Raw genomic sequence first — 15,513 nt, 5'->3', positions numbered from 1 at the left:
TTGGGTTCAACATTTACTCTCGAAAGCGCAATAGTCCCTAATTATTCCATTCGACTTACCAACTTTTTAATAGCAATTTTTTATAGGTTAGTTATTTAATGTTTAAGGTGAATAATTTTTTGCATAAATTACCTAAATCGCAAACCTGTGGCTAGCCCTTACCTATCATGTAATAAATTTACATTATACAACCACATAACGATCAAAACCCACTTAAATGTAAATAATTATCATTAAGATAAAGAGCTCTTTCATGTAAAAAGCAATACTTTACCCTTTAAATACAACAGGATATAAAAATGTAAATAAATTACGAGCAAAAACTCTATTTTTATTGACCTTTAACCAGTTTGCGTTTAATGTTAGGGGTTCCGCTTAGCTCAAAAACCAGAGTAATTATGCATTTTTTACATAATTTTATTCTAATTTTAACGACTCTGGTGCCAAGTAGGTATTTTTTTTAGGAGAGAAAACATGCAGCTTTATGATCCCAACTTTCAAAAAGACAATTGCGGGTTCGGCTTAATTGCACATCAACATGGTGAAAACAGCCACAAGCTTGTAAAAACCGCAATTTCAGCACTTGATCGTATGCAACATCGTGGTGGTATAAATGCTGACGGTAAAACAGGCGACGGTTGTGGATTATTAATGAAAAAGCCTGACAGCTTTTTCCGTGCAGTTGCTGAAGAGAATGATTGGAAGCTCGGAAGAAAATATGCCGTTGGTATGATTTTCTTAAACCCTGATCCTATCATTGCAGCACAAACTAAAGAAATACTTGAGCAAGAACTTGCACAAGAAATGCTAACCTTAGTTGGCTGGCGTGTCGTGCCAACTGACAATTCCATATTAGGTGACATTGCAGTCGGTAATGTACCTACTATTGAACAAATCTTTGTCAATGCGCCTCCGGGTTGGCGTAATCGCGATCTAGAGCGCCGTTTATATATGGCTCGCCGCCGCGCAGAAAAGCGTATTGAAGACGAACGCTTTTATGTGGCTAGCTTGTCATGCTTGGTTACCATCTACAAAGGCTTAATGATGCCTGTAGATTTACCTAACTTTTATTTAGATCTTGCTGACATACGCATGCAAACAGCAATCTGTGTATTTCATCAACGCTTTTCAACCAACACATCGCCACAATGGCACTTAGCACAACCTTTCCGTTATTTAGCCCACAATGGTGAAATCAATACCATTAAAGGTAACAGACAATGGGCAAGAGCACGTACTTATCGTTTTCAATCTCCGCTCTTACCTGACTTACAAAATGCGGCGCCATTTGTTAATGCAGCAGGGTCTGATTCATCATCATTAGATAACATGCTTGAGCTATTTTTAGCCGGTGGTATGGATTTATTCCGTGCTATGCGCTTATTAGTACCACCTGCATGGCAAAACAGTCCATTAATGGATGATGATTTAAAAGCATTTTATGAGTTTAACTCAATGCACATGGAACCATGGGATGGCCCAGCAGGTATCGTGATGACTAACGGTCGCCATGTTGCTTGTAACCTTGATAGAAACGGTTTACGCCCTGCACGTTATGTTATTACACGTGATGGTTTTATCACCCTTGCCTCTGAAGTGGGTATTTGGGATTACGGCGAAGATGAAGTAGTAGAAAAAGGCCGTGTAGGGCCAGGTGAAATGCTTGCCGTAGATACCTATACAGGTAAAATTTTCAACTCAAATGATATCGACAACGATTTGAAAGTACGTCATCCGTACCGTGAATGGTTAGATAAAAATATTAGCCGTTTAGTGCCATTCGAAAAACTCGATGCAGAGCTTATTGGTAAGCGAGCATTTAACGATAAAAGCATTGCCCAATATCATAAATTGTTTAATTACAGTTATGAAGAAATTCAACAAGTGGTTAAAACTCTGGCAGAAAACGGTCAAGAAGCAACAGGTTCAATGGGCGATGATACGCCAATGGCGGTGTTATCAAGTCAGCCAAGAACCTTATACGATTATTTCCGTCAACAATTTGCGCAAGTGACTAACCCGCCTATAGATCCATTACGTGAACGTTATGTGATGTCATTAGGTACGTGTATTGGCCGTGAACATAACGTATTCAATGAAACTACTGGTCATGCAGACAGAATCCTTTTTGATACTCCTGTATTAATGTATACCGGCTTAAAGCAATTGCGAGAGCTTGATCCTGAACATTACCGAAGTGATACGTTAAGCTTAAATTACCATGCTTCTGAAGGGTTAGAAACCGCAATTCTTCGTGTATGTGATGAAGCTGTTGAGCTTGTTCGTAATAAAAACACGGTAATTTTAATTCTTTCTGATCGCCAAATTGATAAAGGCTCCTTGCCTATACCTGCAGCTATGGCTGTTGGTGCGGTACAAAAACGCTTAGTGGATGAACAATTACGTTGCGATTCGAATATTATTGTTGAAACAGCATCAGTCAGAGATTCACACCAATTTGCCGTTTTACTCGGTTTAGGTGCAACAGCTATCTATCCATATCTTGCTTTTGAAACGGTAGAACAACTTGTCGATCAAGGTCAAATCAACTTATCGGCACGTGAAGCCGTTGAAAACTACCGTAACGGTATTAATAAAGGCTTACTGAAAATACTCTCTAAAATGGGTATTTCTACCATCGCAAGTTATCGCTGTGCTGGTCTTTTCGAAGTGATCGGTTTGAATCAAAATATCATGCAACTTTGCTTCCCTGACTTACCAAGCCGTATTCAAGGTGCTGACTTTACTGATATAGAGCAAGATAATATTAATTTAGCCCGCAAAGCTTTCTTAGCCCATCAAAAAATAAGTCACGGAGGCTTATTAAAATATGTTCACGGTGGTGAGTACCATGCGTACAACCCTGATGTGGTGAAAAATTTACAAGATGCCGTGCAAAGTGGTGAATACAGCGACTATCGTAAATTTGCTGAGACCGTCAATAATCGTCCGGCTGCCGCTTTACGTGATTTACTTGCGCTTAAATCGGACACTAAACCAATCAGTATTGATTCGGTAGAAGCAGACACTGAAATGTTTAAACGCTTTGACAGTGCCGCGATGTCTATCGGCGCTTTGAGCCCTGAAGCGCATGAAGCTTTAGCTATTGCTATGAACCGCTTAGGTGGATTCTCAAACTCTGGTGAAGGCGGCGAAGATGAGCGTCGTTTTGGTACCGTGAAAAATTCACGTATAAAGCAAATTGCATCGGGTCGATTTGGCGTAACACCACACTACCTAGTCAATGCAGATGTATTGCAAATAAAAGTAGCGCAAGGTGCAAAACCAGGTGAAGGTGGCCAATTACCAGGAGATAAAGTAACGCCGCTTATTGCAAAATTACGTTTCTCAGTACCAGGCGTAACACTTATTTCACCACCTCCGCATCATGATATTTACTCTATAGAAGATTTAGCTCAGCTTATCTTTGACTTAAAACAAGTAAATCCTAAGGCTGTTATTTCTGTCAAGCTCGTTTCTGGCCCAGGCGTTGGTACAATCGCTTCAGGTGTTGCCAAAGCTTATGCCGACTTTATTACTATCTCTGGTTATGATGGAGGTACAGGGGCTAGCCCATTAACATCAGTTAAATACGCGGGTTGTCCTTGGGAACTTGGTTTAGCAGAAGCACATCAGTCACTTGTTTCTAATGGTCTACGCCACAAAGTACGATTACAAGTAGATGGTGGTTTAAAAACAGGTTTAGACATCGTTAAAGCCGCTATTTTAGGTGCTGAAAGCTTCGGCTTTGGTACAGCTCCTATGGTAACGCTAGGCTGTAAATTCTTACGGATTTGTCACTTAAACAACTGTGCGACAGGTGTTGCTACTCAAGATGAAGTGTTGCGCGAGCAGTTTTTTAAAGGCTTGCCTGATCAAGTAATGAATTATTTCAAATTTGTTGCTCAAGACGTGCGTGAGATTTTAGCTCAATTAGGTGTGGAAAGTTTGACCGCAATTATTGGTCGAACAGATTTACTTGAACCACTTGCAGGTATTAGTGCTAAGCAACAGAAACTTGATTTATCACCTATCATTGCGCCCGTTGTCCCTAAAGAAAATACTGCTGTTCATCAAACAGAGCAAAACAAGCCATTTGATGAAGGTAAGTTAAATCAAGAAATTTTAGCTGCTGCACGTGATGCAGTAGCACACAGTACAGGTGGAAACTTCCGATTTAGCATCAAAAACGTTGATCGTTCTGTAGGTGCGGTATTATCAGGTGAAATTGCAAGGCAGCATGGTGACCAAGGCATGGCTGCGCAGCCAATCAAAATTCAATTAACCGGTACCGCTGGTCAAAGTTTTGGTGTATGGAATGCTGGTGGTCTTGAATTAACCTTAACTGGTGATGCAAACGACTACGTGGGCAAAGGAATGGCTGGAGGTAAACTGACTATCAAACCACCGAAAGGTGTTGCCTATAAGAGTCATGAAACGATGATCATGGGTAATACCTGTTTATATGGTGCCACAGGTGGCAATCTATATGCATGCGGCCGTGCAGGTGAACGTTTCGCTGTGCGTAACTCTGGTTGCCAAGCAGTGGTTGAAGGTACAGGTGATCATACCTGTGAATACATGACCGGCGGTATAGTCACCGTATTAGGTCAAGTTGGCGTAAATTTTGGCGCAGGTATGACAGGCGGTTTTGCTTACGTACTTGACGAAGCCGATGATCTCGCCATCCGAATGAATAATGAATCAATAGAAATGTTAGCCGTTTCTGATTTCAATATTCATATGGAACATTTACGCGGCATTATCAATGAACATTTCGAAGAAACAGGCAGCTTACGTGCCCAAGAAATTCTTGCAGACTTTGATAAATTTTCACCAATGTTTAAATTAATTAAACCAACAGCTACTGACGTAAAAACACTTTTAGGTCATCGTAGTCGTTCTTCTGCTGAACTTCGCGTTCAAGCACAGTAACTAAAGAACGCGAAGAGGAAGATTATAATGAGTAAAAATGTATACCAGTTTATCGACGTAAATCGCATCGAACCGCCGAAAAAGCCAATAGATGAACGAAAAATCGATTTTGTTGAAATATACAATCCACTGAGTAGCGAACAAAGCTCAGGGCAAGCAGACCGTTGTTTAGATTGTGGCAATCCTTATTGTGAATGGAAATGTCCAGTACATAACTACATTCCACAATGGTTAGAACTGGTCACCGAAGGCAAAATTTTTGAAGCCGCAGATCTATGTCATCAAACGAATAGCTTACCTGAAATGTGTGGTCGTGTTTGTCCACAAGATAGATTATGTGAGTCAGCATGTACGTTAAACGATGAATTCGGCGCAGTTACCATCGGTAATATTGAAAAATATATTACTGATACCGCATTTGAGCAAGGTTGGAAACCAGATCTTTCTGATGTTGAACCCACAGGAAAAAAGGTTGCTATTGTTGGCGCCGGCCCAGCTGGTTTGTCATGTGCCGATGTATTAACACGTAATGGCGTTGACTGTGTCGTGTTTGATAAACACCAAGAAATTGGTGGATTATTAACCTTCGGTATACCCTCTTTCAAATTAGAAAAAGATGTCGTCAAACGTCGTCGCGGTATTCTAGAAGGGATGGGAATTGAATTTAAGCTCAATGTAAATGTGGGTGTTGATATTCCTTTCAGTGAACTGACTGATAATTACGATGCTGTTTTTCTTGGTATGGGTACCTATACCGATATGACAGGGGGGTTTGAACACGAAAGTGCTCCAGGTGTGTATAACGCACTTGATTTCCTTATTGCTAATACGCAACACATTATGGGTATCACTGAAAACATAAAACCGTATGTCAGTTTTACTGATAAAAAAGTTGTTGTGCTTGGTGGTGGTGATACTGCTATGGATTGTGTACGCACTTCTATTCGTCAAGGTGCAAAAGAAGTTACTTGTGCCTATCGACGTGATGAAGCCAACATGCCTGGTAGCCCTCGTGAAGTGCAAAATGCCAAAGAAGAAGGTGTCGACTTTCAATTTAATATTCAACCATTAGATGTTGCAGTTGATGAAAACGGCCAGGCCTGTGGTGTTAAATTTGTGAAAACTCAACTAGGCGCACCAGATGAAGCAGGTCGCCGCCGACCAGAGCCAATTGAAGGAAGTGAGTTTATTATGGAGGCTGATGCTGTAGTGATCGCATTCGGCTTTTTACCAAGCCCACCTAAATGGATGCAAGATGCAGGCGTTTCGCTTGATGAAAGAGGCCGCGTGGTCGCCAATGCAGAGAGTGAATTTGCGTTACAAACTTCCGCGCAAAATATTTTTGCCGGTGGCGATATGGTATTAGGCTCAGACTTAGTTGTTACGGCTGTGGATCAAGGTAGAAAAGCAGCATTAGGTATTTTAGATTTTGTGCTAACTGAATAGTCAAAAGTCAATTTATCGGTACATAAAGAGACGGTAATACGTCTCTTTTTTAATTCTTTTATAAGGAAAACCAAAGACTTTCGCCAACAAGTGATTCAGCGCTTATCCAGTATCTCGTAGCGGCTACGCGCCAATCAAATGCCGCACAGTATTTATATGTTCAGGGTTTTACCAAAATATTTTTACTCATTTAATACCAATTCGCATAAAGACTAATGAGTAGCATTTTTAAAAGGCACCTTCCCGATAATTATCGAGCGATTTCGTAAAGCATTTAAGTAAGTGAAAAATCAGGTGTGTTATCTAGGTTACAAAAATGGCTAACACTAACCTAAACATTCTTCGATAGCCGCAGCAGGCATAGGCTTATGAAAATAATAACCTTGGCCATACATGCACTCCATTTGCAAAAGTAGGTTTGCATCAGCGAGGTATTCAATGCCTTCACCAACGGTTCCCATTTGTAAATTTGTTGCTAAATCAATAATGGTTTTGATGATCGCTTGGTGGTTGCCTTGTTTATGAATATTATTAATAAATGAGCGATCAATTTTTAGCACATCAATAGGAAAACGATGTAAATAACTTAGGCTAGAATACCCAGTGCCAAAATCATCTAGTAGTATTTTCACACCCATTTCTTTTAGCGCTCTCATGTTTTTTAAGACCATGTCGCTATTTTCAAGCAGCGCTCTTTCAGTTAACTCCACCCGTAAATGTTTAGCTTTAATACCAACTTTTATCAAAATAGCGGCAATGTCAGTTGGTAAATTAGGATCGAAGAAGTGGTTGCCATATAAATTGCAACTCACGTATAGATCATCACGTTTAAATTTTAGTTGCCATTGTTTTAATTGAAAACACGCTTTCTCCATGATTTGTAAATCTAATGCCAAAATAAGGTTCGTTTCTTCTGCGAGCGAAATAAATTCGTTCGGCATGACAAAACCTCTTTTCTCACTTTGCCACCTTGCTAAGGCTTCAAAACCAACAATTTTTTTATCGGATAAGCGTACAATCGGTTGAAAGTAAGGAAAAAATTCTTTTTTATCAATTCCTTCACGAGCATCTGCCTCTAATGTCATCGCATTTTGCACTTTCTTATGCATGCTAGAGTCAAACACTTCATAACGCCCTTTTCCCATATCTTTTGCGTGATACATAGCTATATCAGCATCACGCAGCATGGTTTCAGCATCTTGGTACCTTTCATCATTAAAAAGTACTCCCATACTAGTGCCAATGAAAACTGGCTGGTTTTCGATCAAAAAAGGCGTAGAAAGAAACACGGTAATGCGTTCAGCAACATCATAAGCTTCTTGTTGTTCAACTAAATCTTCAATTAATATGACAAATTCATCGCCACCAAGTCGTGCTACGGTATCTTTGGTTCGTACGATATCTTTTAAGCCTTCAGCAACTTTCTTTAATAACACATCTCCCGCATGATGCCCTAAACTATCATTGACCACTTTAAAGCGATCTAAATCTAAAAATAAGATAGCAAATTGCAGCTCTGGTTTTCTTACCCAACATGCAATGGCATGATTTAACAAATCTAAAAATACAGCTCTATTGGCCAGCCCTGTTAATCCATCATGGGTTGCAGCATGCTTAAGCTTTTCTTCAATGGCACGACGCTGTTTAATTTCTTCTTCAAGTTCAACGGTACGCAACTTCACTTGTTGCTCAAGCAACTCTTGTGTTTGCCGCTCAAACAGTGCCAATTCGCGTCGTTTTATGGCAGTGGAAACGTGCTGTGAAACAAAGTTAAGCAGCTCGGCATCATTCTCATTAAAAATAATGCCCGCTTGGTAACTCTGAATAACCATTGCCCCTATTGCTTCTTTCGATTGCATCAAAGGCACGCCAAGCCAAGATTTCGTTTTCGCCTGTGGCTTTGCTGTTTCGCCCTTTTCATACAAATCAAATATTTGCTGCTTATTCAAAAGGATGGTGTCTTTTTGTTTAATGACTAACTCGGTTAAACCATTTGAAAATTTGCGTGGTGAAAACTTTTCAGCCAGATCTTCAGAATCCTGCTCTGAGTAATAAACAAATGTAATCATATTTTTAATACGATTAAAATTAGCAATATAAAAATTTTCTGCGTTTAGCAGTTGACCGACAATGTTATGCACCATTGCATAGAATTTTTCGATATCAATTGAAGCATCATTAGTTAATTCAGAAATTCGATAGAGAGATTCTTGTAATAACTCAGACTTTTCTCGCTCACGTATTTGCTCCATCAACTCATGAGTGCGCGCATCTACGGCTTTTTGTAGACGCTCTCGATCTTGAAGTCGTGTCATGGCAGTCACGATATGTTGTGCAGTAAAAGTTAGCATTTCAAGATCATGTTCTTGATAACGTGTTTCTTCGTTATAGCTTTGTACCGCCATGACGCCAATCACCAAATCATCACAAATTAAAGGCACTCCTAGCCAATCAGTTCCGATAGTGCCCACCGCTGTCAGCAAACCTTGATTTTGCATTTCATCCATTTTTTCTGGCGTCACCAATAAAGGCTTACCTGTTTCAATCACATAGCTAGTCATTGAGCCTAACCAGTCGTTATAATCAACAGGACCAGAAGGAAAACTGTCTTTTTCATCAATATCATAAACAAAGTTTAAGGTATTAAATGTTTGGTCATACATCACAATGTAAAAATTTGGCGCGTTCATAATTGACGCGATTGCTTTATGTACTTGTGGGTAAAAGGTACGAAGATCAGCACATTCATGCGAAAGCTGATTAAGGGTAAATAATGCAGTATATCGCCCTTCCAGCGTTCGGTACTTTTCCAGTAATGACAATGCCTCTTTTGCTAATGCATGATCATTATTTGGTAGTGAATTAGCGTCACTTGATGATTTATTACTCATATATCATTAAATTATCATAACTTTAGCAAAACCTCTAATTGGTATAGCTATACTGTTGATCAATATTTATCGTTGATAATCATAACGTTTTAATTATTTACTCCTTTCTCCTCTAACGCTTGCATTTCTTCTTTGTTACCACAAATAGCATCTTGCTGGCTGTCGCGATAGTAACGCATTTCAACACAGTCTTGCTGATAACGACGTTCTAATTCCGTGCGAATAATAGGTTTATCTTTCGCTGCATCAATTTTACCCTGTAACGTTTTACACTCTTGGATTTGTTCAGTCGCTAATGTAATGTCTTCACACGTTTCAGAATTGCTTGAACAAGCTGTTAACATACCGTTTATAATTAACGCGATTACTACAGTCAATTTCATTAGTTTTTTCTTCCTAGATTCAATACATTATCCTTTCATTATAGCGATGTTTTTTATTCTAGATAGCTTTACGCTATGATTATTTAAAAACTTTACCTGACCATCTAGACAGGTTTTGATATACTAAAAAAAGTACAGCAACAAAATGAGTTTTCACTATGCAAGTTCAAGTGGTCGATTACCGTGAAAAAGACGCGCCAAAGCGTTTCGTCCAAAGTTTAAGAGATACTGGATTTGGTGTATTAACGCACCATCCGATAAAACAAGAACTGGTTGAATCAATCTACCAACATTGGTATGACTTTTTTCAACATGGTGACCCAGAGCAATACGCTTTCGATCCTGCAACCCAAGATGGTTATTTTGCGCCTGCAATTTCAGAGACTGCCAAAGGCCATCAGAAAAAAGACATCAAAGAGTATTATCATGTCTATCCATGGGGAAGAATTCCTGAGTCATTAAAAGAAGAAATACTCACCTACTATAAACTTGCAAGTTCACTCGCTGCTGAATTACTTGACTGGATTGAGCAATATAGCCCTGAAGATGTCGCTAAACTTTATTCTGAACCGCTTTCATCTATGATTAATAATACGCCAAATACCTTGTTGCGTGTTTTACATTATCCACCATTGTCAGGTGATGAAGAGCCCGGAGCAGTTAGAGCCGCTGCCCATGAAGATATTAATTTAATCACTATTTTACCCGCAGCAAATGAACCTGGCTTACAAGTGCAACTTAAAGATGGAAAATGGTTTGACGTACCGGCAGATTTCGGACAATTAATTATCAATATTGGTGATATGCTGCAGGAGGCTTCAAAGGGGTATTTCCCTTCAACAAGTCATCGTGTTATTAATCCATCTGGTGAAGAAGCTAAGAAATCTCGCATTTCTTTACCGCTGTTCCTGCATCCGCGCGACGAAGTGGTTCTATCAGATCGCCACACGCAAGAAAGCTATTTATTAGAACGGTTAAAAGAGTTAGGCGTTAAATAAACACTCTTTGAGCAAACCTAATAAAAATCACCATTTTTCAGAAAAATTAGATGATCAGCGCTATGATTAACGTTACCATAGCGCCCCTTTTTTGCATCGCATTTTTTTGGAGTTTATTTCTATGTCGTTTCAGCAGGGTCAACGTTGGATTAGTGATGGAGAATCAGACCAAGGATTAGGAACAGTCACCAGTGTCGAAGGTCGCTTTGTCTCAATTATGTTTACCGCGACCGGAGATATCAGAAAATATGCGATCGATAACGCACCGCTAACTCGCGTTATCTTCCAGCAGGGCGATATCATCCCTAGCCACGAAGGTTGGCAGTTATCTGTTAATGATGTAGAAGAAACCAATGGGATATTAACCTACCACGGTATCCGTACTGATAACGAAGCATCAGAAAGTTTAAAAGAAGTGATGATTGATCACTTTATTAAATTTAATAAGCCCCATGACCGTTTACTTAATGGTCAAGTCGACAGGTTAGACTGGTTTCGCTTAAGAAAAGACAGCCTCAAACATCAGTTCCAGCAACAACAATCATTACTTACCGGTTTAACTGGCGGCCGCGTTAGTTTAATCCCACATCAGCTATATATCGCAGATGAAGTCGGCAGCCGATTTGCACCACGGGTATTATTAGCCGATGAAGTTGGCTTAGGTAAAACCATCGAAGCCGGGTTAATCATTCATCAACAGTTGGTTACTGGTAGGGCACAACGTGTATTGATTATTGTGCCAGAATCGCTAACTCATCAGTGGCTAGTTGAAATGTTACGTCGTTTTAATCTCCACTTTAGCATTTTCGACGAAACACGTTGCCAAGAAATTGCTAACTCAGGTGATGAAGGTGAAACAGTTAATCCTTTTTCTTCTGAACAATTAGTGTTAGTAAATCTAGATTTTATCACTAAACAACCACAGTGGTATGAAGCACTCATTGAAGAAAAATGGGACCTGATGGTCGTTGACGAGGCTCATCATTTAAATTGGCAAGTTGATAACGCAAGCATCGAATATCTTTGTGTAGAGCAACTTGCTCAAACAATTCCTGGTGTTTTACTTTTAACAGCAACGCCAGATCAACTTGGTCATGAAAGTCACTTTGCTCGTTTACGATTATTAGACCCTGATCGATTTTATGATTATCAAACCTTCACAGAAGAAGAAACGCATTACACCGAAGTAGCTGATGCTGCCAACGCGCTTGTTGCTGAAACCGCATTAAATGATGAGCAACAACAAGTTTTGACTTCATTGCTGGCTGAAAGTGATATCAGTGCACTACTTGCTGATCTCAATGGGGATGAAGCACAGCAATCGAAAGCACGTAAAACATTATTAAATCAGCTGCTTGATCGGCATGGTACAGGTCGCATTCTGTTTAGAAATAGCCGAAATACCATCAAAGGCTTTCCAGAAAGAAAGCTTCATGCTACGCCTTTGACCATGCCACAAGCATATCAAGAAAGCATTGAAGATTTTTTATTATCAGACAGCCGAGAAAATTTAGTTGCTAAAAAACAAGCACAATTTATTAATACACCAGAACGCTTATACAGTTTAGCGTCTGTTGAACAATGGTACGACATAGACCCTCGCGTTGATTACTTAACGACTTTATTAAAAGATCTAAACAAAGAAAAATTACTGGTGATATGCGCACACGCTGAAACCGCCATTGAATTAGAAAATGCCCTCCGAGTAAAAGCAGGCATCAGAGCAGCTGTATTTCATGAAGGGTTAAGCATTTTCGAACGAGATCGCGCAGCGGCATACTTTGCCCAAGATGAAGACAGTGCCCAAGTATTATTATGTTCAGAAATTGGCAGTGAAGGCAGGAACTTTCAGTTTGCCCATCACTTAGTGTTATTTGATTTACCAACTAATCCTGATTTACTCGAACAACGCATAGGACGATTAGATCGAATCGGCCAAACACAAACCGTTAATTTACATGTGCCTTATTTTGAACATTCAATGCAAAGCGCTTTATTCCAATGGTATCACCAAGGATTAAACGCATTTGAGCATACATGTGTTACTGGTCGTTCCGTATACGAAGCTCAAACAGAACAATTAATAGACTTACAATTTTCGCCAGTTGCTGACGATGCATCAATCAAACAATTTGTTGATGACAGTCACACATTACACTTACAAATAAAGGTAGAGTTAGAAACTGGCAGAGATAAATTGTTAGAATTAAATTCTTCGGGACAAGGCCGAGCTGAAACGTTAGTTGATGAAATTATTCAGCAAGATAACCATACCCGTTTACCGCAATTTATGTTTCAAGTATTTGACGTGTTTGGCATAGGACAAGATGACAAAGCAGACAATGCTATTGCCTTACAGCCTACAGAACATATGTTAAGCGGTAACTTTCCTTGTCTCCCTGATGATGGTACAACAGTCACTTTTCATCGCGATACCGCTTTAGCTTGTGAAGATTACCATTTGCTCACTTGGGACCACCCCATGGTAACAGGTGCGATTGATTTGGTTCTTTCTGATGATGTGGGTAATTCAAGTATTGGATTACTTAAAAACCCAGCACTACCTGCAGGTACATTCTTCCTAGAATGTATGTTCACTCTTGAAGCAACAGCGCCAAGCCAACTGCAACTGAAGCGTTATTTACCTACCACCCCAATTCGTGTATTGGTTGATAAAAAAGGGAATAATCTTGCTGATAAAGTCAGCGAAGCGGTATTAGATCAACAGCTCATTCCGGTTAAAAAGCAGGTTGCCTTACAATTAATAAAAGCATTGAAAGAGCAAGTATCTCCGCTGGTTGAAAAAGCTGAGACACATGCCAAATCGCATGTTGACTCGCTTATCACTTCAGCCAAATCACTAATGACAGATAAGCTAACACAAGAATGGCAAAGACTGTCAGCGTTAAAAGCTATCAATCCAAGTGTTCGTCAAGAAGAGTTAGATTTTATTAGTCTGCAACAACAAGAGTTAACGACTTATATTGAAAAAGCACAATTAAAATTCGAAGCAGTCCGTTTAATCGTGGTGACTCACTAACGATGAGCGCAAACCCTGATTTTGTTTATTCACCGCCGTTATCTCCTTACCTTGATATACTGTATCGAGACAATGATATCGTCGTGGTGAATAAACCAAGTGGCCTTCTTTCTGTACCAGGAAGACTACCTGAGCATAAAGACTGTCTGCAAACACGTGTTCAACGTGTACTACCAACTGCTACCATTGTACACAGATTAGATATGGCAACTTCAGGTGTCATGCTGATGGCATTAAATAAACACGCGCATGTAGAAATTAGTCGGCAATTTGAAAAAAGGTTAACGCAAAAATACTACCTTGCGCGTATTTTTGGTCATCCAGAGCAAGAAACAGGAACCATTGATCAACCATTAATTTGTGACTGGCCGAATCGACCAAAACAAAAGATAGACCACAAGATTGGTAAAAAGGCACTGACCCATTACCAAGTGCTAAGTGCAGACGAGCAAACCAGTTTAGTTAAGTTAACGCCGGTCACGGGACGTTCTCATCAATTACGTGTGCATATGTTGTATCTAGGCCACCCCATACTTGGAGATCGATTATATGCTCACTCACAAGCACTTAGCATGAGCAACCGTTTATTATTACATGCACGAGAACTAACATTTAATCACCCAGTTCAGCAAAGAATGCTAACCATCGGAGCCGATTGCCCGTTTTGATACTGGGGTCTGTTGACCTTTCGCGTTTATTTTTGCAACAGTTTATTGGTGCTCGGGATAAGAAGTTAGCTAATCAACTGAAACGGTAAGCTTGTTTTTAACAACAGTTTTTCGTTAAAGTGTCGATATAGTACCAATTGATATAATTATTAGGAATCGTAATGGGCATACTAACAAAAGCAGTACTTTTGCCTGTTATCATCAGCTTTATTGTTGCTAGCTCAGCTATTTCTAGCCGTTCGTTCAGCCAAGAAAACCAAGAACAAGAAACGCAACAAAACACTAGCGAATCGACACCAGAAAAGGCTTCAGAAAAAACGACGAACAAGGCTGATGCCGAAACAGTAACTAATGAACAACAATCACCTGAAAAAGCCGAAATATCACTCCCTAAAACATTGCCTGAAATTTATGCGTTAGATTTAAAGCATTATTTACCAGAAGGTGAATATGAAAATATTATGGTCGATGATAATGAACACGTTGCCTTAGTGACTACCCATGATAGCGAATTACCAAAAGGAATTGCTATTTTAATACCAGAATGGCAACAACCGGCGACGAGCCCTCAAGCCATCAACGAATTACGAAAAATATTGCCAAAACAAGGATGGACAACATTTAGTTTACAACCGCTTGATAAGCCTGAAAACTATCCTTCAAACGCGCTCGACGATGCAGCTAAAGCAACAGAAAATGCCGAACAGTTGGCTCAATATCAACAACAACTAGCCCCATTAATCGCCGCAAGTATTGAAAAGGCAAAAAGCTTTCCTGGGATCATCATATTAATTGCACAAGGGCAAAATGCTGCACAAATTTTGTCAATTTTACAGCAGCCTGAATTTGCTAAACCAAATGCCTATATCATGTTAAGTGCTTACATGCCAACGACACAAGAAACACAAATTGCGGCAGAACATCTGACTGACTTAACCTTACCTATACTTGATGTTTCTTTGAAAGCTGATCATTTTCAGGTTCCTCGTAATGTGGCTCTACGTACCAAGTACGTTAAACAACTTGCAAAGTCTCAATATCGACAGACCACCTTATTTAACTTCACTACCGGCTATTACGATGCCAATGCGTTAGCAACACAAATTAAAGGTTGGCTAACATCACTCGGGTGGTAATTCGCTCAGATAAGTC

General features: G+C 39.7%; 8 protein-coding genes. 6 read left to right on the top strand and 2 right to left on the bottom strand.

Going from position 1 to position 15,513, the window contains the following annotated elements:
- Positions 1-474 precede the first annotated feature (474 nt).
- Together gltB and QUE72_RS02690 are read left to right on the top strand one after the other, a co-directional pair.
- Entirely contained in the window at positions 475-4,935 is a 4,461-nt protein-coding gene (gene gltB / locus QUE72_RS02695; RefSeq protein WP_286271385.1) for a glutamate synthase large subunit, read from the top strand.
- Positions 4,936-4,962: 27 nt separating this feature from the next.
- On the top strand, positions 4,963-6,381 hold the full coding sequence (locus QUE72_RS02690; RefSeq protein WP_286271383.1) for an FAD-dependent oxidoreductase: 1,419 nt from the start codon (positions 4,963-4,965) through the stop codon (positions 6,379-6,381).
- Between the two features lie 326 nt (positions 6,382-6,707).
- Here the strand turns inward: QUE72_RS02690 and QUE72_RS02685 are convergent, their stop codons facing one another.
- Both QUE72_RS02685 and QUE72_RS02680 read right to left on the bottom strand, forming a co-directional pair.
- Complete coding sequence (locus tag QUE72_RS02685; protein ID WP_286271380.1) at positions 6,708-9,272, bottom strand: bifunctional diguanylate cyclase/phosphodiesterase; 2,565 nt, start codon at positions 9,270-9,272, stop codon at positions 6,708-6,710.
- A gap of 89 nt (positions 9,273-9,361) precedes the next feature.
- Complete coding sequence (locus tag QUE72_RS02680; RefSeq protein ID WP_074498603.1) at positions 9,362-9,655, bottom strand: hypothetical protein; 294 nt, start codon at positions 9,653-9,655, stop codon at positions 9,362-9,364.
- Between the two features lie 158 nt (positions 9,656-9,813).
- Between QUE72_RS02680 and QUE72_RS02675 the strand changes: the two genes are divergently transcribed.
- The 4 genes from QUE72_RS02675 (at position 9,814) to QUE72_RS02660 (ending at position 15,497) form a co-directional block, all read left to right on the top strand.
- Positions 9,814-10,653 carry a 2OG-Fe(II) oxygenase family protein gene (locus QUE72_RS02675; RefSeq protein ID WP_286271377.1) on the top strand — a complete coding sequence of 280 codons (840 nt, stop codon included), beginning with the start codon at positions 9,814-9,816 and terminating at the stop codon, positions 10,651-10,653.
- 121 nt (positions 10,654-10,774) lie between these two features.
- Positions 10,775-13,693, top strand: coding sequence for an RNA polymerase-associated protein RapA (gene rapA / locus QUE72_RS02670; RefSeq protein ID WP_286271363.1), 2,919 nt, complete (start codon positions 10,775-10,777; stop codon positions 13,691-13,693).
- Between the two features lie 2 nt (positions 13,694-13,695).
- Positions 13,696-14,361 (top strand): bifunctional tRNA pseudouridine(32) synthase/23S rRNA pseudouridine(746) synthase RluA, encoded by a 666-nt coding sequence (rluA, locus tag QUE72_RS02665; protein WP_286271360.1) that lies wholly within the window; start codon positions 13,696-13,698, stop codon positions 14,359-14,361.
- A 161-nt stretch (positions 14,362-14,522) separates the two neighbouring features.
- Positions 14,523-15,497 carry a DUF3530 family protein gene (locus tag QUE72_RS02660; RefSeq protein WP_074498599.1) on the top strand — a complete coding sequence of 325 codons (975 nt, stop codon included), beginning with the start codon at positions 14,523-14,525 and terminating at the stop codon, positions 15,495-15,497.
- The last annotated feature ends 16 nt before the right edge of the window (positions 15,498-15,513 follow it).

The sequence above is a fragment of the Thalassotalea hakodatensis genome, from assembly GCF_030295995.1.
Classification (GTDB): domain Bacteria; phylum Pseudomonadota; class Gammaproteobacteria; order Enterobacterales; family Alteromonadaceae; genus Thalassotalea_C; species Thalassotalea_C hakodatensis.
Note: the sequence above shows the minus strand (reverse complement) of the source record. Positions and strands in the feature narration are given on the sequence as shown.

Coding starts and splice junctions, on each gene's coding strand:
- gltB (WP_286271385.1), top strand. CDS start 475: ATGCAGCTTTATGATCCCAACTTTCAAAAAGACAATTGCGGGTTCGGC.
- QUE72_RS02690 (WP_286271383.1), top strand. CDS start 4,963: ATGAGTAAAAATGTATACCAGTTTATCGACGTAAATCGCATCGAACCG.
- QUE72_RS02685 (WP_286271380.1), bottom strand. CDS start 9,272: ATGAGTAATAAATCATCAAGTGACGCTAATTCACTACCAAATAATGAT.
- QUE72_RS02680 (WP_074498603.1), bottom strand. CDS start 9,655: ATGAAATTGACTGTAGTAATCGCGTTAATTATAAACGGTATGTTAACA.
- QUE72_RS02675 (WP_286271377.1), top strand. CDS start 9,814: ATGCAAGTTCAAGTGGTCGATTACCGTGAAAAAGACGCGCCAAAGCGT.
- rapA (WP_286271363.1), top strand. CDS start 10,775: ATGTCGTTTCAGCAGGGTCAACGTTGGATTAGTGATGGAGAATCAGAC.
- rluA (WP_286271360.1), top strand. CDS start 13,696: ATGAGCGCAAACCCTGATTTTGTTTATTCACCGCCGTTATCTCCTTAC.
- QUE72_RS02660 (WP_074498599.1), top strand. CDS start 14,523: ATGGGCATACTAACAAAAGCAGTACTTTTGCCTGTTATCATCAGCTTT.